The 19,955-nt window shown below is 73.6% G+C and carries 17 protein-coding genes; 11 read left to right on the top strand and 6 right to left on the bottom strand.

What is annotated here, in order from left to right; translation table 11 throughout:
* Positions 1-87: 87 nt before the first annotated feature.
* Complete coding sequence (locus AB0M80_RS34165; RefSeq protein WP_364573205.1) at positions 88-2,964, bottom strand: glycoside hydrolase family 9 protein; 2,877 nt, start codon at positions 2,962-2,964, stop codon at positions 88-90.
* Between the two features lie 325 nt (positions 2,965-3,289).
* Between AB0M80_RS34165 and AB0M80_RS34160 the strand changes: the two genes are divergently transcribed.
* Positions 3,290-3,523, top strand: coding sequence for a hypothetical protein (locus AB0M80_RS34160; protein ID WP_364573203.1), 234 nt, complete (start codon positions 3,290-3,292; stop codon positions 3,521-3,523).
* Positions 3,524-3,791: 268 nt separating this feature from the next.
* On the opposite strand, the gene AB0M80_RS34155 is transcribed toward AB0M80_RS34160, so the two are convergent.
* The 3 genes from AB0M80_RS34155 to AB0M80_RS34145 form a co-directional block, all read right to left on the bottom strand.
* A complete protein-coding gene (locus tag AB0M80_RS34155; protein WP_364573201.1) occupies positions 3,792-4,145 on the bottom strand; it encodes a hypothetical protein in 354 nt (117 codons plus the stop codon).
* A gap of 573 nt (positions 4,146-4,718) precedes the next feature.
* On the bottom strand, positions 4,719-5,060 hold the full coding sequence (locus AB0M80_RS34150) for a hypothetical protein (protein WP_364573199.1): 342 nt from the start codon (positions 5,058-5,060) through the stop codon (positions 4,719-4,721).
* 115 nt (positions 5,061-5,175) lie between these two features.
* A complete protein-coding gene (locus tag AB0M80_RS34145; RefSeq protein ID WP_364573198.1) occupies positions 5,176-5,541 on the bottom strand; it encodes a hypothetical protein in 366 nt (121 codons plus the stop codon).
* Between the two features lie 405 nt (positions 5,542-5,946).
* On the opposite strand from AB0M80_RS34145, the gene AB0M80_RS34140 reads away from it, so the two are divergent.
* From AB0M80_RS34140 to AB0M80_RS34100, 9 genes are all read left to right on the top strand, one after another.
* The gene (locus AB0M80_RS34140) at positions 5,947-6,783 is read left to right on the top strand and encodes a hypothetical protein (RefSeq protein WP_364573196.1); all 837 of its coding nucleotides are present in this window, start codon (positions 5,947-5,949) and stop codon (positions 6,781-6,783) included.
* Positions 6,780-7,745, top strand: coding sequence for a polysaccharide deacetylase family protein (locus tag AB0M80_RS34135; protein ID WP_364573194.1), 966 nt, complete (start codon positions 6,780-6,782; stop codon positions 7,743-7,745). The genes AB0M80_RS34140 and AB0M80_RS34135 overlap by 4 nt, the downstream gene beginning before the upstream one ends.
* Complete coding sequence (locus AB0M80_RS34130) at positions 7,742-9,001, top strand: O-antigen ligase family protein (protein WP_364573192.1); 1,260 nt, start codon at positions 7,742-7,744, stop codon at positions 8,999-9,001. The genes AB0M80_RS34135 and AB0M80_RS34130 overlap by 4 nt, the downstream gene beginning before the upstream one ends.
* A 55-nt stretch (positions 9,002-9,056) precedes the next feature.
* Positions 9,057-10,115: a glycosyltransferase gene (locus AB0M80_RS34125; protein ID WP_364573365.1), complete on the top strand. Its 1,059-nt coding sequence runs from the start codon at positions 9,057-9,059 to the stop codon at positions 10,113-10,115.
* Complete coding sequence (locus AB0M80_RS34120; protein ID WP_364573190.1) at positions 10,112-10,966, top strand: hypothetical protein; 855 nt, start codon at positions 10,112-10,114, stop codon at positions 10,964-10,966. The genes AB0M80_RS34125 and AB0M80_RS34120 overlap by 4 nt, the downstream gene beginning before the upstream one ends.
* 113 nt (positions 10,967-11,079) lie before the next feature.
* Positions 11,080-12,288: a glycosyltransferase 87 family protein gene (locus tag AB0M80_RS34115; RefSeq protein WP_364573188.1), complete on the top strand. Its 1,209-nt coding sequence runs from the start codon at positions 11,080-11,082 to the stop codon at positions 12,286-12,288.
* On the top strand, positions 12,285-13,709 hold the full coding sequence (locus AB0M80_RS34110) for an oligosaccharide flippase family protein (protein ID WP_364573186.1): 1,425 nt from the start codon (positions 12,285-12,287) through the stop codon (positions 13,707-13,709). The genes AB0M80_RS34115 and AB0M80_RS34110 overlap by 4 nt, the downstream gene beginning before the upstream one ends.
* Before the next feature lie 76 nt (positions 13,710-13,785).
* Positions 13,786-14,895, top strand: coding sequence for a glycosyltransferase (locus tag AB0M80_RS34105; RefSeq protein WP_364573184.1), 1,110 nt, complete (start codon positions 13,786-13,788; stop codon positions 14,893-14,895).
* Positions 14,892-16,058: a glycosyltransferase family 4 protein gene (locus AB0M80_RS34100; RefSeq protein WP_364573182.1), complete on the top strand. Its 1,167-nt coding sequence runs from the start codon at positions 14,892-14,894 to the stop codon at positions 16,056-16,058. Before AB0M80_RS34105 ends, AB0M80_RS34100 begins: the two co-directional genes overlap by 4 nt.
* Here the strand turns inward: AB0M80_RS34100 and AB0M80_RS34095 are convergent.
* Together AB0M80_RS34095 and AB0M80_RS34090 are read right to left on the bottom strand one after the other, a co-directional pair.
* Positions 16,015-17,421, bottom strand: coding sequence for a putative glycoside hydrolase family 15 protein (locus AB0M80_RS34095; protein WP_364573180.1), 1,407 nt, complete (start codon positions 17,419-17,421; stop codon positions 16,015-16,017). The genes AB0M80_RS34100 and AB0M80_RS34095 overlap by 44 nt on opposite strands.
* Positions 17,403-18,833, bottom strand: a complete 1,431-nt coding sequence (locus tag AB0M80_RS34090) for a sugar transferase (protein WP_364573178.1) — start codon at positions 18,831-18,833, stop codon at positions 17,403-17,405. Before AB0M80_RS34090 ends, AB0M80_RS34095 begins: the two co-directional genes overlap by 19 nt.
* Positions 18,834-19,136: 303 nt before the next feature.
* Here AB0M80_RS34090 and AB0M80_RS34085 point away from each other — a divergent pair, with 303 nt between their 5' ends.
* Positions 19,137-19,952, top strand: coding sequence for a glycosyltransferase (locus tag AB0M80_RS34085; RefSeq protein ID WP_364573176.1), 816 nt, complete (start codon positions 19,137-19,139; stop codon positions 19,950-19,952).
* The last annotated feature ends 3 nt before the right edge of the window (positions 19,953-19,955 follow it).

Genomic DNA, 19,955 nt, shown 5'->3' with positions numbered 1-19,955 from the left:
GCCGAGGGGGGAGGAGGCGCACCTGCCCGCTGGTATGACGCTAGCGGACTGTCCGGCAGTTCGCCGATCGAACCACCGGACGGGCCGTCAGCTGCAGGTCTTCCCGCTCACCGCGAAGGCCGACGGGTTCGGGTTGCTGCCCGGGTGGCTGCCGTTGAAGCCGATCGAAACGGACTTGCCCGGCGCCACCGAGCCGTTCCAGGACATGGCCGTGGCGGTGACGTCCGCGCCGGACTGCGCCCACGTCGCCGACCAGCCCTGGGTCACCTTCTGGCCGCCCGGGAAGGCGAACTTCAGCGCCCAGGTCGACCACGCCGTGGCGCCGGTGTTGGTCACCGTCAGGGAGGCCGTGAAGCCGCCACTCCACGTGTTCGCCGTGTAGGTCACCGCGCAGCCGCCGGCCGGGCTGTCCGGCAGCGTCGTGAACTGCGCGGACGGCGAATCCGCGCCGGTGAGGCCCGCGCCGTTGCGGGCCACCACGACCAGGGTGTAGGCGGTCGACGGTGACAGCCCCGTCAGGGTCGCGGTCGTTCCGGTGACGGTGGCGAGGACCTTGCGGGCCGAGCCGGTCACGCTGACCACGTCGTAGCCTTTGATCCCGCTTTCCGCGTCCGAGGACGCCGCCCACGTCACCGTCGCGCCGGTCGCGGACACCGCCGACACGGCGGGCTTGCCCGCCGCGGCCGGGGCGGTCGTGTCCACCGCGGACGGCGACTTCTCCGCGGTCCAGTTCGCCAGCCAGGCCAGCGCCGAGTTCCAGTTGATGGCGACCTCGTTCACCGAGTACGCCTGGATGTCGTCGACGAAGCAGCGCTGGGGCGCGCAGCCGGTGAGCAGCCGGGCCGCGGTCGGGTCCTGCAGGCCGCTGTTGGGCCCGCCGGACAGCGCCCCGGGCGGGGCGGTCGGCAGCGACGCGTCCAGCTGGTGCGCCCAGAACCGGTGGTGCACGTTCCGCACGGCCTGGTCACCGTGGCCGGAGACGTACGAGTAGTTCGCGGGGTTGCGGCCCAGCAGGTAGTCCATGGCCTGGAACGCGCCGTCGCGGTACTTGTCCAGCTTGGTGAAGTCGTACGCCAGTGCGAGCACGACGCCGTTGTTGGCCACCAGGCCGTTGGATCCCCACTCGTACGTGCCATCGGCCGTGCGGTACGGCGCGGGGTAGCCCATGCCCGCCATCTGGGCGAGGTGGCTGTCGGCGGTCGTGGTGATGGCCGTCTTGATCGCCGCGACGTCCGCCGCCGGCAGGTCGGTGGGCACCAGGGCCAGCGTGATGTCCCCGAGCGCGCCCGTCGAGCCCCAGTCGAAACCGTGGGTGTTGAAACTCGCGCCGCGGTAGAGGGCGGATCCGGTGACGTCGGCGCGGTACGCGCTCTTCGCGGTCGTCGCGTACAGCTCCGCGGCCGCCCAGTAGAACTCGTCGGTCACGGTGTTGTCGCTGTAGGTGCCGCCGCCGGTGCCGTCGTTCGGGTCGGCGAGCAGGTTCGGGTTGGCCTTCGCCGCGGCATAGGCCTTTTCGGCCGCGGTGAGCAGCTTCGCCGAGTACGTCGGGTCGATGGTCCGCCACAACCGCGACGCCTGCGCCGCGACCGCGGCCATGTTGAGCGTGGCCGCGGTGCTCGGGGCCGAGAGCCGGCGCGGCTGGCTGTCCTGGTCGGGCCGGGTGGGCAGGCTGGTCCACTGCGCGTCGTGGATCTTGTGGTGCACCATGCCCGCGTTCGGCTTGCCGTCGGGGACCTGCATGGAGAGCAGGAAGTCGACCTCCCAGCGGGCCTCGTCGAGGATGTCCGGCACGCCGTTGGCCTGCTCCGGGATGGCCAGCTTGCCGTCGCCCAGCGCGCTCGCGTCACCGACCTTCACCGCGCGCTCGTACTCGTCGAGCAGCTGCCAGGTCGCGATGCCGCCGTTGACCACGTACTTGCCGTGGTCGCCCGCGTCGTACCAGCCGCCGCGCACGTCGAGGGTGTAGCCGCAGCCGAGGTCGGAGCGGCAGGGCACGTTGTTGTCACCCTGGTTCGGCGCCACGTTGACGTGGCCCGCGGGGCGCGCGTAGGTGGCCCCGACGTACCGGGCGTCGATGGCGATCCCGCTGCGCTGGTGGTAGAAGAACGCCAGCGAGTCGTAGCGCAGCTTCTTCAGCCCGTCCGCGGAGATGTCGAACGGGAAGCTGGTCTCGGACCCGACGGCCAGCGTGTACCCGGTGCCCGCGGTGTCGTAGGTGGAGAAGTCGATGTCGTGGACGCTCTCGCCGGACGCGGCGTCCGCGCCGCGGGGCCGGGTCTGGCCGGTGGTCACCGCGGTGCCGGCGGAGTTGCGCAACGTCCACGTCAACGGCGTCGCCGAGTCGCTGATCACCGTGGCGTGCTTGGCCAGGCCGGGCACGTAGCTTTCCTGGTTCACCCGGATGCCGCTCGTCGGCGGCAGGCCGCCGGGTGGGAGCACGCCGCCGATCAGCGAGATGTTGTCCAGGCAGATGGTGTTGTCCGCGGCTTGGCCGCCGAACCAGAAGGCCAGCTGGCCGTTGCCCGCGTTCGGGAAGTCCAAAGTGGACGCAAGGGTGACGGTGAAGTGCTGGGTCGCCGGGGTGACCGTCAGGTCGGTGCGGGAAATCTGCCGGTAGGGCGACACGGCCTCACCCGCGACGGCGGAGATCTGCTGGGTGGTCGTCGCGTGCGCGTCGAAGGTCAGCGTGTACTGCTGACCCGCCTCGAACGGCACGCCGTTCTGGCCGGCCAGTGCGTCGTAGCCGTTGGCCGTGCCACCGGTGACGTCGGTGCAGAACTCCCCGCCGGCGACGCGGCCGGTGGTACCCGACCCGGCCCACCAGGGGTCGAGGGTGCCGCCGGCGAAGGTGCCGTTGAGCAGCCGTTCGTAGTCCGCGGCGGACGCGGGCACGGTACCCGCCGTCAGCCCGAGCGCCGCCGCGGCCAGCAACACCACACCGGTCCGGAATCTTCTTGCCCGCATTCGCCATCTCCTCGTCGTCGAGCCAGGCGTACGTGGGAGCGCTCCCAGAGAAGGGACTGTAATCATCGCCGCGCGTTTTTGGCAATGATCCGGCAAGACGGCCGGACCTTCCCCGGCTTTCCTCAACCCACACCTGGGTCATCAGGTGAGCCACGCCGAAAGTTTCGCGGACCGGCGCGCGCACGGAGGTGTCAACGCCCTGCCGCGGGCTGACCGGCCGGACCGATCTCACCTGACCGAGGGACACGGCGGCGGTAACGCGAGGGCGGTAACGGAGCGATAACGAGGGCACGGATTGTACGCCCGACAGCAGGAGAACGTTCGCGTGGAAACACAGTGCCGAGGCCCGATCGACGTGACCCGGGTCGCCGGGTTCGACACCGGCACCGCCGACCCTGACGACCTTCGGCGCGCCCTCACGGCGTCGCCCGGATACGCCCGCGCCACCGCCGAGCAGCAGGCGGCGTTGCTGGACATCGTGCTGCGGGTGGGCACCACGCCCGTCCCGGCGCCACGACGCCGCCGCGGGCTCGCCGGCCGGCTGCTCGGCCGCCGGTAGCCGCGGATCGGCGGACACGGCAAAGCCGCGACCGACGTGTCGGTCGCGGCTTTGGTCTGCGCCGGGTGGGACCGGCTCACTACCACTGTGCGGTGGCCGGTCCCACCCGTGCCGGCGTCACACTGGGTCGCAGCCGGCCCGGGACGGGGAACCGAAATGTGCGGCTCGCTCCCCGTTCCGGGCCCGCCTCACGACACCCTGCGCAGCGCCGGATTCCGCGCCTCGGCCGGCTTCCGCACACACAACGGGCGGCCGCGGCGCGGGGGACTCAGTGACCCTGGCTCGTGCCACCGTCGGCGATGCCGCCCGAGGCGCAGTTGTACGGGGACTCGCCGCTGGCCTCGTGCTCACCCGGCGACAGGATCGGCACGCCGATGCCGTTGAGCGAGTCGTGGATCGGAACCTGCACACCCAGCACGTTGATGTCGTTGTCGCAGACGCCGAGCACGGCGTTGACGTTGTGCAGCACGTCGGTGTTGTTCAGGTTGAGCAGGCCGAGCTGGCCGGTGTGGCCACCGTCGTGGTGGTCGAAGCCGCCCGGCGTGTCGGCGACCGCGACGCCACCGGCCAGGAAAGCGCCGGCCGCCATGGCAGCCGTGACGAAACCAACCTTCTTCAGCATTTGTTCTCCTCGAAAATTGACGGTGCATCGGACAGGACGACGGCGAGTGTGTGTGCCGTCCCGCGTGAGGGAAACGTACTGATTATCCGGGAAGTATTCCACTTCACACCACCATCGAGTGGGTCTCGCAAGCCGCTGACCGGGTGACGATGGCCCGATCGGGTCAGCGGGGGTTCGGCGCGGAAAACCGCCTCGCGCGACACGATCGGTATTCGCACACCCGTTCATGCCACAACCACCCGAAGAACGGCGACGAAAACGCGGTGGAGGCCGTAGGCTCGGAACCACGGAGCTCGTTCCTCTGACCCCAGGAGCGGGTATCCGGCTGGGAACCGGCGAGGGGGTGGACCCCTCAGCCGAGCCCGCAGCCGGGCGACGCACAACCTCGCCGGTTCCCAGCCACCACTCGAGACGCAGCAGCCGCGGTCGCACTCCACGCGTCCAGGATTCTTTGCGCAGCGCAGTTTTCGCAACGCAGCTTTTCGCAGCACTGTTTTTTACCGCACTGTTTTTTTACAGCAGAAAGCCGCCGCGCGGAAAAGCATCCGCGCGACGGCTTTCGACCGGGTGACGTCAGTCGCCCTGAGAGGTCCCGCCGTCGGCGATGCTGCCCGAGGCGCAGTTGTGCGGCGACGCGCCGTCGGCCTCGTGCTCACCCGGCGAAAGGATCGGGATGTCGATGCCGTCGAGCGAGTCGTGGATCGGGACCTGCACCCCGAGCACGTTGATGGTGTTGTCGCAGACGCCGGGGACCACGTTGAGGTTGTGGACCACGTCGAGGTTGTTCAGGTTGGCCACACCGAACTGCTCGCTGTGGTCGACCGGAGCGTCGACAGTGGTCGCGGAGGCCGCGCCACCGAACGCGGCCAACCCGGCGGCCAGTGCGGTCGCGACGAATCCGAGCTGCTTGATCACGAGAAAAGAACTCCTAAAAATGCCCACCACTGGAAAGGGCAGGACTCACGGCGCAAACCAGTGGTGCGCCATTCCGGTTGCGAGGAATAGATTTTTTTTCCGCGAGGCGGAAAGCTCAGTGGCCCTGGCTGGTGCCGCCGTCGGCGAGACCGCCCGAGGCGCAGTTGTACGGCGACTCGCCCTCGGCCTCGCTCGCGCCCGGCGACAGGATCGGCACGCCGATGCCGTTGAGCGAGTCGTGGATCGGCACCTGGACGCCGAGCACGTTGATGTCGTTGCCGCAGAGCCCGAGCACGGCGTTGACGTTGTGCAGCACGTCGGTGTTGTTCAGGTTCACCAGGCCGACCTGGCCGGTGTGGTCGTACCCGTGGTGGCCGTGGTGGCCGTGCTCTTCGTCCGGCGTACCGGCGGCCGCGATCCCACCGGTGACAAATGCTCCGGCGGCCATGGCGGCGGCGACGAAGCCGATTTTCTTCAGCATGGGTTCTCCTCGATCGACAATTGCCACGGCGGCAGTCAAGGCATTGTTCCGCCTCGGTGCGCAAAACGTACTGATGACCCGGCGGCCGTTCCAGCCGGCGCACCGATCGTGTGGGGTGAGCAGGCCGCTGACCGGGGTTCCTGTAGCTCGAACGGGTGGGTCCGTCCGGGTTTCCTGTCGGATCGGACCGGGTGACGCGGCCGTCGAGGGACCGATATTACACAACGTGCCCTGGCCATCGGAGAAACTCCCCTCGCGTCACGCTTTGGTGTTGCTTCCACCCGGAAGATTCGCTCCTCTGCGTGACGATTTCCGGAACGCCATCCTTCGAAAGTGGACCCACTTCTTCGTTCCTACGCTTTGCCGGGGCACCCGGTGCGCGGTGCCGGACGTGAGGAGTCGTTCGTGGTGGATTACGCCGTGCTCGTGGCGTCCGCGGTGCTGTACGCGGTCGGGATCGTCGCGCAGAGCGTCGCCGCCCGGCGGGCCGCGAACCGGCCGGGCGCGGGGCTGGGCCTGCTGGCCCGGCTGGCCGCCGATCGCCTGTACCTGCTGGGTTTCGCCGGCCAGGTGGGTGGTTTCGCGCTCGCGTTCTTCGCGCGTGCTTCCTTGCCGCTGTACCTGGTTCAGACCGCGTCTTCGTCCGCCATCGGGCTGGCGACCGCGTTCGGGGTCGTCGTACTCGGGTGGCGGATCCGCACCACCGAAGCGATGACGCTGGTGCTGCTGGCCGCCGGGCTCGTCGTGCTGGCCGGGGCGTCGTCGGCATCGGTCGCCACGGACCTCCCGCCCGCCGGGGTCGCCGCCCTGGCGGGCGTGGTGCTCGCCACCGGGCTGGCCATGATCCCCGCGGGCCGGACGGGGACGTTCCTGCCGGCCGCGGTCCTGTCCGGGGTGGCGTTCGCCGTCGTGGCGGTCGCCAGCCGCACGCTGGCCCACCTCGATCTCCTTGCCCTGCCGGGAAATCCGCTGACCTGGCTGATGCTGGCGGCCGCGGTGCTCGGCCAGGCTTCGATGGCGGCCGCCCTGCAGCGCGGGCCGGCGGCGGCGGTCGTGGCCACCGCCGACGCGACGACGATCGTGCTGGCGTCGGTCACCGGCATCGCCGTCCTCGGCGACCACGTCGTCGGCGGGCACGGGCCGTGGGTCGCCGCCGGGCTCGCCTTCGTCGTGTGCGGTGTCCTGCTGCTCGGCGTGCAGGCGCGCGCGGGCTCGGCCGCCCTCGCCGGGGAAGCCGCGTGACCCCGCGGCCGCTCGCGAGCGTCTCGATCGACCTCGACAACCTCTGGGCCTACCTCAAGACGCACGGCGATCCCGGCTGGCGGGACCGGCCCAGTTTCCTGCCGTCCGCGGTGCCGCGGCTGCTGGAGGTCCTGGGCGAACAGCGCCTCACGACGACCGTCTTCGTGGTGGGCGCCGACGTCGTCCGCGAAGACGGCGCCAAGGCGGTCGCCGGGCTCGCCGCGGCGGGCCACGAGGTGGCGAACCACTCCTTCGGCCACGAACCCTGGCTGCACCGCTACTCCCGCGACCGGCTCGAAGAGGAGCTGAGCCGGACCGAAGACGCGATCGTCGCCGCGGGCGCACCGCGGCCGGGCGGGTTCCGCGGCCCCGGCTACAGCGTCACGCGCGAGCTGGTCGAGCTGCTCGCCGAACGCGGTTACGCCTACGACGCCAGCACGCTGCCGACGTGGATCGGTCCGCTGGCCCGCGCCTACCACAACCGCACCGCGAAGGCCCCGGAAGAGGGACTGGACGAGCTGTTCGGCGGCTTCTCCCGGGTGCTGGCGCCGGTGCACGCCTACCGCTGGCGGACGTCCGGAAGCAGCGCGCTGGTGGAGCTCCCGGTGACGACGATGCCGTTGCTGCGCACGCCGATCCACGGGTCGTACCTCCTGCAACTGCACGCGATCTCGCCGCGGCTGGCCCGCGGGTACTTCCGGACGGTGCTGCGGCTCTGCCTCGCCCGCGGGGTCTCCCCTTCGCTGCTGCTGCACCCCACCGACGTCCTCGGCGCCGCCGAGGCCCCCGGGATGGAGTTCTTCCCCGGCATGGCGGCGCCGGGCGGGCAGAAGGTCGCCTGGCTGGGCTGGGTGCTTTCCGCGCTGCGCGAGCACTTCGACGTCGTCGGCACCGGGGAGTACGTCCGCCGGACGGCCGTGCGCCGCACCCGCCCGGTGACCCGGCTGGACGCCGGGAGATGACTGTGGTCGCGGTGGTCCGGCCTGCCCGGCGCGAAACCCGTGAAACGGCGCTCCTGCGGGTTCTCGCGTGTGCGACCGTCGCCTTGGCGCCGGTCGAGGGCTACCTGACGGCCGCGCAGAGCCAGCTCGGCAAGGCCGCGCCCGCCCTGCTGACGCTGACGTGGCTCGTGGTGCGGATCCGCCACCGGCAGCGGCCCCGCCCGACGCCGCTGCACGCGGTGCTCGCGCTCCTCGCCGTGGTACTGACGGCGACGGCGGCGCTGCACGCGGCGGGCCCGTTCACCGCGGAGTACACCCTGCGCTGGCTGCCGTTCCTGGTGGTCACCGCGGTGCTCGCGGACGTCGCGACCCGGGAGGTCCCGGTCCGGTGGCTGCTGCTGGCGGCGGCCGCGGGCGCCACCGTCGCCGGCGCGGGCGCTCTCTACAGCCTGGTCGCCGAGGGCGAAGCCCGCGCGAGCGGGCCGCAACCGGACCCGAACGACCTGGCCTACTTCCTCGTCGCCGCCGTCCCCCTGCTCGCGGCGCTGCACCGCCGGGGCCGGGGGCCCGCCTTGACGGCCGCGGGCATCGTCCTGGTGGCCGGCGCGACGGCGACGTTCTCCCGCGGCGGCGCGCTGGGCCTGACCGCCGCGGTCGGCTGGCTGCTGCTGCGGCGGGTGGTGCCGTGGCGGGTGCTCGCCTTCGCGGCCGCGGCGGTCGCCGGGCTGGGCCTGGGCGCGTGGGCGTTCGCCGGGCCGCAGCTGGACCGGGCCCTGCAGGAGAAGAGCTTCATCGCCGCGTCCAATGTGGACACGCGGGAGCTGCGCTGGCAGGCGGCGGCCCGGATGCTGACCGCCCACCCGGTGCTCGGGGTCGGTCCGGGCGGGTTCCGCGAGCACTACGCCGCCGAGTCGCACAACGCCGAGGTCGACGAGCAGACGCCGGTGGCGCACAACATGTACCTCGAGGTCGCCGCGGAACTGGGCCTGCCGGGGTTCGCGCTGTTCGCCGGGGTGGTCGCCACCGCCGCGGTGGCGAGCGAGCGGACGGCCCGGCGGGCCGGCCCCGGGCCGCGGCGGACGGAGGCGGTCGCGATCCAGGCGTCGCTGCTGGCCGTCTTGGTCACCTCGACGTTCCTGTCCGAACAGTACTACCTGCCGTTGTGGTCGCTGGCCGCGCTCGCCGTCGCGGCCGAAGCACGGGTTCCCGATCCGGCCAAAAGCAGGCCGCCCCCCAATGCGGCACGTAACCGTTGCTACGAAGCCATTCGGCCGTGACTGTGGCCGGATGGGGAACGATCGACACAGTGCCGAGAAGGAGAGGGAAGTGCCGATGCGGGTGCTGCACGTGATCAGTGAAATGGGGGCGGGCGGGGCGGAAACGCTCGTGGCCGGCATGGTGGCCCGCGGCGAGGAGTACGGCTGGGTGTCCGCGGTCGCCGGCGGCGGGGGCTTCCGCGCCGACGCGCTGGCCGCGGCGGGCACGCCGACGTTCCCCGTGCCGCTCGCCCGCCGCAGCAAGGCGGGCGTGCTGCAGGCGGCTTGGGCCACCCACCGCGCGATCACGCGGTTCCGGCCCGACGTGGTGCTGGCCCACAACGTCGGCGCGAGCCTGGTGGCCCGCCTCGCGCTGGTCCCCGGACGACGGCGGCCGCTGCTCACCGTCTTCCACGGCGTCGCCGACGAGGACTACCCCGCCGCGGCCCGGATCCTGCGCCGCACCTCCGACCGCGTCGTCGCCGTCTCCCCCGCCACCGCGGACCGGCTGGCGTCGGCGGGCCTGGACCGCCCGGTGGTGATCCCCAACGCCGTGTTCCCCCGGCCACCGGTGTTCGGCCGTGCGGAGATCCGCGCGTCCCTCGGCGTCCCGGAGCGGACGCCGGTCGCGCTCTGCCTGGCCCGGCTCGAACCGCAGAAGCGCCACGACGTGCTGCTGGACGCCTGGGCCGCGGTCGAGGGCGACGCCGTGCTGTGGCTGGCCGGCGACGGCAGCCTGCGCGGGGAGCTCGAGCGCCGCGCGCAGGCGCTGGGCCGCCGGGTCGAGTTCCTCGGCACCCGCGCGGACGTGCCGGACCTGCTCGCCGCGGCCGACGTCACCGTGCTCACCAGCGATTGGGAAGGCCTGCCGCTGGCGGTGCTGGAGTCGATGGCGGCCGGACGGCCGGTGGTCGCGACGCGCGTCGGCGGGATCGGCGGGGTGCTGGCCGGTGGCGGCGGGATCGTGGTGCCACCCGCGGATCCGGCCGCGACGGCCGCGGCGCTGAACACGGTGCTGTTCGACGAGGCCGCCCGGGAAACCGTGGCCGCCGAGGGCATCCGGGCCGTCGAGCGCGACTACGACCCGCACACGCTCATGAAGTCCTACGACGAACTGCTCCGAGGTGCCCGATGAAGGACCGCACTGTTGTCTTGAGCGTCGCCGTGGCGTTGCTGGTGGGGGCACTCGTGTTGCTCGTCGGCCTGACGCGCGGGGCGGAGTACCAGGGCCGGGTGAGCCTGCTCGCCGGTCCCGCCGCGGCGGATGGCGCACCGTACGGCGAAGTCGTCTCGCTGGCTTTGCCCGCGCTGGTCGAGCTCGCGCGCAGCCCGTCGGTGCTGCAGGCGGCGGCCCCGGTGTCCGGGTTTTCGCCCGACGAGCTGGCCGGGCACGTGTCCGTCGAGCTGGTCCCGGCGTCGGGCCTGGCGCGGCTCTCGGTGCGCGCGGCGTCCGCGGAGCAGGCGGGCGCGACGGCGACGGCGCTGGGCAAGGCGATGATCGACGCGGACCTGCTGGCCCCGGCCGGGAAGCTGCGGACGCTGGATCCGCGGCCCGAGGTCGTCGCGGTGGCTCCGGACAAGCCGCTGGTGACCGGGCTGGCCCTGGTCGCGGCGGTCGCGGCCGGCCTGGCGACGGCGGCGGTGCGCCGGCTGACGCCGGGCGGTGGGGGGCCGGGACCGGTGCGCCGGGCACTGGCCGCCGCGGGAGTCCACCGGCCGGTGGCGGTGCTGCGCGAGGAGGACCCCGCGGCCGCGGATCGGTTGGCCGTGCTGTGCCGCGCCGCCGGGCGACCGGTCCGGGTGCTGCCGGTGGCGCCGGAGTTGACCGAGAACGCGGCGAAGCTGGCGGCCGGGTTGCCGGAGGAGCACGGAGACGGCGCTTCGGTGGTGGCGGTGGCCGCGGCAGGACGGAACCAGGCCGAGCTGACCGCGGCGGTGGGTGTGTTGCCCTCGGACGCGGTGCTGGTGGCGGTGGTGCTGGCGTGACCTCGAAGCAAGGCACCGCCCCCGCCTCCACCGGCACCGGCCGGCGACCTGCCCTCCTCGCGGCCCTCCCCCGCGGCGCGGGTATGTCCCCGAAACAACGTCTCGTCCTTCTCGTGGCTGTCCTCGCCGGGAGCGTGAGCGCCTGGCACGCCCTCGCGCCGTCGTGGCAGGTACCGCTGCCCACCGCGGCCGACGCTGCCGAAGAACGGCTGCAGGACTTCCGCGACGCCCTGTACTTCCCGATCCGGGAGTTCCTCGACGGCGGCAACCCCTACGACCCCGCGGCGATGTTCGCGCACTGGCCGGTGCGCCAGGACTTCAACCTCTACCAGCCCTACCACCTCCTGCTGCACGCGCCGTTCGCGCTGCCGGGTTACCGGGTCGGCGCCGTCGCGTTCACCGTCGTCTCGCTCCTGCTGCTGGTCGCCCTCGCCGCGCTGACCGCGCAAGCCGTCCGGCGGTACCTGCCGGTGCCGTTCGCGGTCACCACGGCGGTGGTCGCGGCGCTGCTGGTCACCAGCCAGGTCGGGAAGGCGCAGCTCTACGTCGGCCAGATCAACCCGCTGATCGCCCTCGGCGCGGCCGGCGCCCTGCTGGCCCGGCGCGATCGGCCCGGGTGGGCGGCCGTGGCGCTCGCGCTGGCCTGGCTGAAGCCCCAGTACGGCTTCCCGCTGGCGGTCCTGCTCTTCGCCCGCGGCTCGCGGCGGGTGGCGCTCACGGGCACCGCGATCGCCGCGGCCGCCAGCCTGCCGGTCGTGGTGCTGCTCGTGGTGCGCGGCGGCGGCATCGGCCCGTTCCTCGACGTCGTCGTCGCGAACCTCACCCACGCACGCGGCACCGACTACGGCGCGGTGGATTCCGTTGCCGCGCAACGGATCGACGTCGCCGCCGTGCTGTTCCGCGTCACCGGCTGGGCGCCTTCCGGGGTCGAGCTCGTGGTGCTGGCCGGCGTGCTCGTGACCAGCGCGCTGCTCATCCGCGCCACCGCGGAGCCGGTCGCCGATCTGCTGACGTGCCTGGCCGTCGTGGTCTGCGTGGTGCACCAGCCCGGCGACGTCCTGATCGCCGTGCCCGCGATGGCGGCGGTAGCGGCGCTGTGGTGGCACCACCGGGCCGAGAGGGGCTGGGGCGCGGCGGGGCTCGCCGTCCTCGCGCTCGCCGTCCCCTTCGCGCACCTGTACACAGTGGACTCCGCGGTGGTCTCGGTGTTCGGGCCGCGGGCGGCGGTCACGGTGGACGGTGCCGCGGTGGTCGTCGCGTGGGGCCTGGCGGTGGTCGCCGCGGTCCGGCTGACCCGGGTGCGGCCCGTGGTGGCCGCGTGACGAGCGCGCTCGGGACCCGCGCGGTCCGCGGCTCCCTGTGGCTGGGCGTGGTCAACCTCGTCAGCAAGAGCAGCCAGATGCTGGTCACGCTGGTGCTGGCCGCCCTGCTGACCGAGGGGCAGCTCGGGGCCGTGGCGCTCGCGGTGGCGCTGGTGAACCTCGGCCAGGTCGTCCAGTCGATCGGGGTCTACGACGTCATCGGCCGCACCGAACGCGATCCGCGCCGGACGGCGGGCACGGTGCTCACGCTGAGCGTGGGTGCCGGGATCGTGCTGGCCGCCGCGCTGGTGGCCGCCGCCGGCCCGGTCACGGCGGTGCTCGGCACCCCGGACGCCGCCGGGCTGGTCCGCCTGGCCGCGCTCGGCCTGCCGTTCTCGGCGGCCGGCGGGGTGCAGATGGGCCTGATGCACCGGGAGCTGGACTTCCGGCGGCGGCTGCTGCCCGACGGCGGGAGCGCGGTGCTGGGTGCCGCGTCGACGGTCGTGCTCGCCGCCTGCGGTGCCGGGCCGGTGTCACTGGTGCTCGGCCTGCTGGCCACGGCGGTGGCGCAGCCGCTGCTCGGCGCGTTGGCCCGCGGCGGGGTGCGGCCGTGCTGGGACCCCGCGGCGGCGCGGGAAGTGCTGCGCTGGGTGGCCGTGGTGGGGCCGGCCGCGGTCGTGGGCGCACTGCTGGTCAACCTCGACTACCTCGCGGTGGGGCACGTGCTGGGGCCGGCCGCGGTCGGCGTCTATTCGCTGGCGTACCGGCTCGCCTGGGTGCCGTACATCATGGTGGCGGTGGTGCTGGGCGCGGTCGCCTTCCCGGTGTTCACGCGGTTGCGGCGCGAGGGCGCGCCGCTGGCGGGGGCGGTCACCCGGTTCACCCGCGCGGTGCTCGTGGTGACCGGCGGGTTGTACCTCGCGCTCGCCGTCCTCGCGGACCACGTGGTGCTGCTGGGCGCGCGGTGGGCGGGCGCGGCCGGGCCGCTCGTGCTGCTTTGCGGCTACGGCACCGGGATCTGCCTGCTGCAGATCTGGTACCAGGCCGTGAAGGCGACCGGCCACGTCCGGCGGTACCTGGCGCTCGAGGCGACGCACCTGGTCCTGCTCGCGGCCGGGCTGGCCCTGCTGACCCACGCCGGAATCGCGGCGGTCGCAGCGGTGCAGCTGGCGGCGGCGTGGCTGGTGGTGCCGCTCGGCTGGCGGGTACTGGCCGGTCTCGGCGTGGCGCCGTCGACGGCGGAGCTGGCCGGGATGGTCGTTCGCGTCGTGCTCGCTTGCTTCGCCGGAGCAGTGCCTGCGCTGGCTGCGGCGCGGTGGTTCGGGGACTCGCTGCCGGGGGCGGTCGCCGAAGCGGCGGTCCTGGTCGCCGGGTACGCCGGGGCGACCCTGCTGCTGCAACGCAACGCGCTCACCGAACTACGCCGAGGAGGACTCCGGTGAGAATCGTTCCGCCGCCGGTGGCCGTGGCCGGAATGCGCCACCCAGCCGCGGCCCGCACCCGCCGAGGTGACCGCCGATGAAGATCGCGCACGTCTCCCAGCCCGTCACCGCGGGCGTCGCCGTGGTCGTGCTGGAACTCGCTGTCGCCCAACGGGACCGCGGCTGGTCCGTGGTGATCGTCTGCCCGCCGTCGGGCCGGCTCGCCGAGCGCGCCCGGGAGCTCGGCATCGAAGTGCGTGGCTGGACCGCGTGTCGCGGGCCCGGTCCCCGTTCCGTCGCCGAGACGCTGCGGCTGCGCCGGCTGCTCGCCGGCCTCGATCCGGACGTGGTGCACCTGCACAGCTCGAAGGCGGGCCTGGCCGGACGGCTGGCCGTGCGCGGCGGCCGTCCGACGGTGTTCCAGCCGCACCTGTGGTCCTTCGAGACCGCCGACGGGCCGCTGCGCCGCGCCTCCGCCGCGTGGGAGCGCTTCGCGTCGCGGTGGACCGACCTCGTCGTGTGCGTGAGCGACGACGAACTCGCCGCCGGCCGGGCGGCGGGGGTGACGGCCGAGGCGGACGTGGTCTGCAACGGCGTCGACACCACCCGGTTCGTCCCCGGCGACCGGGCCGCGGCCCGGCGGCGGCTCGGGCTGCCCGAGCGCGCGCCGATCGCCGTCTGCCTCGGGCGGCTGGCCGAGCTCAAGGGCCAGGACCAGCTGCTGTCGGCGTGGCCGGCGGTGCTGCGGCGGCTGCCGGACGCGCAGCTCGTCTTCGCCGGCGACGGGCCGATGGGTCCCGTGTGGCGCGAGCGGCACCCGGTGGCGGGCCACGCGTCCGTGCGGTGGCCGGGGCACACCGACGAGCCGGCGGCGTGGTACACCGCCGCGGACGTGGTCGTCCTCCCCTCCCGCGCCGAGGGGATGGCCCTGGTACCGCTGGAGGCGATGGCGTGCGCGCGGCCGGTCGTCGCCTTCGACGTCGGCGGAATGCGCCAGAGCGTCGCGGACGCGGGCGCGGTGCTGCCGCCCGGCGACGTCGGGCTGCTCGCCGACGCCGTGGCCGCCCGCCTCGCCGACCCCGGGCTGGCCCGGCTCGAAGGCGAACGCGGCCGCCGCCGCGTGGAACTGTCCTTCGACCGCGGGCGGATGACCGATCAGGTCGCCGCCCTCGTCGACAAACTCACCCCGTCGGAGCGCATCTCGTGACCCGCATCGCCTTTCTGCTCACCCAGGACCGGGGCGGCCCGGTGGACGTCACCGTGCGGCTGGCCGCGACGCTCGCCGCCGGCGGCGTCGACGTCCGGGTCTTCGGTCCCGTGCCCGCCCGGGGAGCGTCGCTGCTCGACGGCCGTCACGAGGAACTGGCGGTGTCGGACAAGGAAGACCTCGCGGCGGCGGGCCGGGCGCGGGCGGCGATCCGGGCGTGGCGGCCCGACGTGGTGCACGCGCAGGACCGGCGCGCGGGGCTGGTGATCGCGGGCCTGCGGTTCGCCCGCGGCCCCCGTCCCGTGCTGGTCCAGACCTACCACGGCGTGCCCGACGACGTCGCGGAGCCGTGGTTCCGCGGTGAGCGCGGGGCGGCCGGGCCGTCGGTCTACACGCGGACGGTGCTCGCGGCGGACGCCGTCGTCGCCCGCGTCCTGGACCGCACGATCGTGCCGGCCGAGGCGATGGGGGCGTTCCTGCACCACCGTCTGCGGGTGCCCGCCGGCCGGCTCGAGCACATCGACAACTGCGTCGAGCCGGCCGAGCCGGACCCGCCGCGCGGGCCGGTGCGGCACCTCGTCTTCGCCGGGCTTCTGGTGGAGCGCAAGGGCGTGCTCGACCTGCTGGCCGCGCTGGCCGTCCCGGGCGTGCTGCCGCCGGACGCGCGGCTGACGGTGGTCGGCGACGGCCCGCAGCGCGCGGAGGCGGAACGGGCCGCGCGGCAGCCACCACTGGCCGGGCGCGTGACGTTCCTGGGGTTCCGCCCCGACGTCCCCGCCCTGCTCGCCGGCGCGGACGCGCTGGTCCTGCCGTCCACAATGGAGCAACAGCCGCTGGTGGTGGCCGAAGCGATGGCCGCGGGGAAGCCGGTCCTGGCGACGGCCACCGGCGGCGTCCCCGCCATGCTGGACGTACCGGGCGCTCCCGCGTTCCTGGCCCCGCCCGGCGACGTCCCCGCCCTGGCGGACCGGCTGCGGGCCCTGTTCGCGGAACCGGACCCCGCCCGCCTCGGCCGTCTCCTCGCCGAACGCGCCGACGCCCGCTACCGCCCGGAAGCCTGCGCCCGCCGTCACCTGACCCTCTACGACCGGCTCGCCGGCCCGCGGGGTGGGCCTTCGGTCAGCGGGCCCAGAGCAGGCCGACGCGGAACTCGTCACGGGTGATCCGCCAGACGCCCCGGGTCACGAGTTGCTGCGGGTCGACCAGGACGATCGCGTCCGCGGCTTCGAGGGTGAGCGGGGGCGGGGCCGGGGTGGACGTGGGGGTGGCCGAAGCCGACGTCGAAGTGGGGGTCGAACTGGGGGTGGACGTGGGGGTGGCTGAAGCCGGGGTGAGCGTGCGCGCCGGGGCGCCGGGGGCGACGAGGCCCTGCGGGGGGACGACCGTCTGGGTGGCCGCCGTCGTGTTGACCGCGACCCAGCCGTGGGTGAACGTCCGGGTCCAGACGCCGTTCGGCAGGCGGCTGGCCGCGTCCACCGCCTCGCCCAGCCCGGCGTCCTGCAGCGTCGACCACTCCGGGTCGCGGTAGTCGTCGGTGGTCGCGCGGGTCCAGCACGTCCGGGGGCCGGCGAGCAGGGCCGCGCTCGCGTACCCGGAGCGCTCCTCCCGCGCGTTGTGCGTCCGCGTGACCAGCAGCAGCATGGACTCCCCGAGCGCCGCCTGCGCGCGCAGCTCCTGGAACTCGTTGCCGCGGAAGGTCAGCAGCCCGCCGGTGCCGCCGTTCTCGCGGAACCCGAAGTTCTCTTCCATCGCGCCCCCGAAGCGGGAGTGCGCGGTCCAGCGGCCCGGCACCAGGTGCGTCTCGGACACGTTGGGCACCAGGAGCTTTTGCGCGTTCGTGAGGGCGTCGCCGGCCTTGGACAGGAACGCGTCCAGGCCGTCGCGGAGCTTGCGGTCGGTCTCCGCGACGTTCGCGGTGCCCGCGAGCACCGCGGACGAGTAGTGGCTCAGGGAGTTGAAGTCGTTGTCCGCGAGCACCCCGTCCCAGCCCTCGCGGGTCACCTCCGCGACCACGGCCTCGGTCCAGGCCTTCTGGTAGTCCGGGTTCCACACCGCCATCTGCCAGTGCCGCGGGTAGCCCTGCCACTCGATCCGCCGCCCGTTGACGTCCTGGGCGAACCACTCGGGGTGGTGCTGCTCCGCGGCGACGTAGCCGATCCCGCTGGGCAGGAAGACCGCGTCCTGGCCGCCGTCGACCGCGCCCGGGTAGTTGCGCGTGCTGGACAGGTCCTTGTACACCAGCACCTTCACCCGCGGGTTGAGCTGGCGCAGGCGGCGCATGGCCGCGCCCTGGTCGGCGTTGAGCACGACGACCTGGTACCGCCGGGCCGCCAGCTCGATCTCCTGGGACGTCGGTGGCTGGCCGATCCCGTACCACCACGCGCAGGGAGCCAGCGGCTTCGGCGGCGGCGCCGCGATCTCCCGCGCCGAGCTGGTGACGCAGCCGCTCAGGCAGCCGGCCAGCAGGGCGGCCGCGGCCGCCCAGCGCGTGGCCGGGTGGGCACGCATCAGCGTTGCCTTCGGCACAGCAGTTCTCCCACCGTGAGGATGATGATCTTGACGTCCAGCCAGAGCGACCAGTTCGCGATGTAGTAGTTGTCGTAGCGCGCGCGGTCCGCGATCGAAGTGTCGCCGCGCAGGCCGTGCACCTGCGCCAGGCCGGTCAGCCCGGTCGGCACCCGGTGCCGGGCCCAGTACAGGTCGTGGACGGCGGAGAACTCGTGCACGAACACCGGCCGCTCCGGCCGCGGGCCGACCAGCGACATGTCCCCGCGCACGACGTTCCACAGCTGCGGCAGCTCGTCCAAAGAGGACCGCCGCAGGAAGCGGCCGACCGGGCCGACCCGGCGGTCCCCCGCGACCGACCACCGGGTCTGCGAATCGTCGACGGCGGCCTGCCGCACGCTGCGCAGCTTGTAGAGCACGAACGTGCCGCCGTCCATCCCGACCCGCACCTGCCGGAAGAAGACCGGGAAGCCGCTCTCGGCCGCGACCGCCAGTGCGCAGAGCGCGATGACCGGGGCGAGGACGACGAGTGCGGCCCCGGCCAGCGCGGTCTCGACGGCGCGTTTGACCCACCAGCTCGGACGGCGGGTCGGCGCGCCGCCCAGCCACACCAGCGGGTAGCTGCGGAGGCGGTCGACCCCCGGCCCGTCCGGGCAGAGCTCGAACAGGTGCGGCAGCACCAGGGTGACGCACCCGAGCCGGTGCGCGGTGATGGCGGCGTCGACGATGGCGCCGTCGCGGTCGTCGGCGGGGGCGAGGATCACCGTGCCCGCGCGCAGCCGGGCGATGGCCCCGGTGAGGTCGCCGTCGATCCGCTCGACCGGCAGGCCGGACGGCACCGGGTCCGGGCCGGACGCCGCGACGCCGACCGGGAGCAGCCCGAACTCCGGGTGTTCCAGCATGGTGCGGACCAGCTCGCCGCCGATCCGGCCGGACCCGACCACGACGGCCCGGTCACAGCGCCGCAGCCGGCGGCGGCCCCACCGGCCGAACGCGAAGACCGCCGGGCGGGCGGCTTCGCTGAGCACGGCGAAGCACAGGACCACCTCCTGCATCCGCGCCGCGTCGTCGCCGCCCATCCCGGCCACCAGGCCGAACCCGGTGACCAGCGCGAACGCCAGCGCGGTGGCGGTGACCGAGCGCGGGAGGTCCTGCAGCCAGGAGAGCCAGAGGCGGCGGCGGTGGACCCGGCCGGCCACCCGGGCCCCCGCGAGGGCCGCGGCGGTCACCACCGCGCACGCCGGGCCGGGGCCGGTCCGCAGCACCGCGGTCAGCCAGGCGGCGCCGTCGACGGCGACCAGCAGCACGGCCACGGCGTTCACCCGGGCGAGTAACGGACGGGAGCGGACGGTGTCGCGCGGCCGGTCACCCGGCCGGACGCGCCGCTGTGCCGGCACCGTTTCGGCGACGACCGTGTCTCGGAGTTCAGTCACCGGGCTCGACCTCTTCTTGACATGAGGATCCTATTCTCGCTTTCTTCACGACTCAGCCATTCGAGGAAACACCGGCCCTATCGGGTGAAATTTGCCTCGAAGTCCCGTAAATTCGCTCGATCGGGGCGTTCAGCAGACCCGATCCGGTGAATTGCAGAAACACCACGTAGTTCTGATGACGCCCATCCTTCCGAGGGACTTCCGAGGCCACTAAAGAAACCACACAACATAGCCGAATAAGACTCGACGGCCGCACCAACCCGATTCCGGCCGGGTGACGAGCACAACCAGACGAGGGGAACCGTGGCACGCGAAGAGACCACCCTGGCCACACTGTCCGAACCGAGCCCCACGGCGGGCCGGACCGGCGGACGCGCGCACGTCGTGCTGCCCGCGTTCAACGAAGAAGCGTCCCTGCCGCCGCTGCTGCACCGGCTCGCCGACGTGGCCCGCACCGAGGAGGTCACCGTCTGGGTCGTCGACGACGGTTCCGCCGACGCCACGGTCGCCGTGGCCGAGTCGGGCTACGGCGGGCTCGACGTCCGCGTCGTGCGGCACCTGGTGAACCTGGGGCTCGGCCGCGCCGTGCAGTCCGGGCTCCGTGCGGCGCTGGAGGAGGCCGGCCCCGACGACGTCGTCGTCGTGATGGACGCCGACGACACGCACGACCCGGCGCTGATCCGCGCGCTGCAGGCGGAAATCACCGCCGGCGCCGACGTCGCCATCTGCTCCCGGTTCGTCCCGGGCGGCGACGACCGGACCGCCCCGTTCGGGCGCCGGCTGCTCTCCCGCGGCGCGGCGCAGCTGTTCCACCGGACCCTCGACGTCGACGGCGTCCGGGACTTCACCAGCGGCTACCGCGCCTACCGGGCCTCGCTGCTGGCGCGGGCCTCCGCCCACTGGGGCGAACGGCTCATCGAGGAGCAGGGCTTCGCCTGCATGGTGGAACTGCTGCTCAAGCTCCGCCACTGCCGGCCGGTGATCACCGAGGTCCCGCTGGCCCTGCGGTACGACCGCAAGCAGGGACCCAGCAAGCTGAAGCTGCGCCGGACCGTCGTGCAGTACCTGAAACTGCTCGTCCGCGACCGGCTGAGCCCGGCGCCCTACCGGAAGCTGTGACCC

Source organism: Amycolatopsis sp. NPDC051045 (assembly GCF_040682955.1).
GTDB lineage: Bacteria > Actinomycetota > Actinomycetes > Mycobacteriales > Pseudonocardiaceae > Amycolatopsis.
This window is presented reverse-complemented; position numbering and strand designations above follow the sequence as displayed.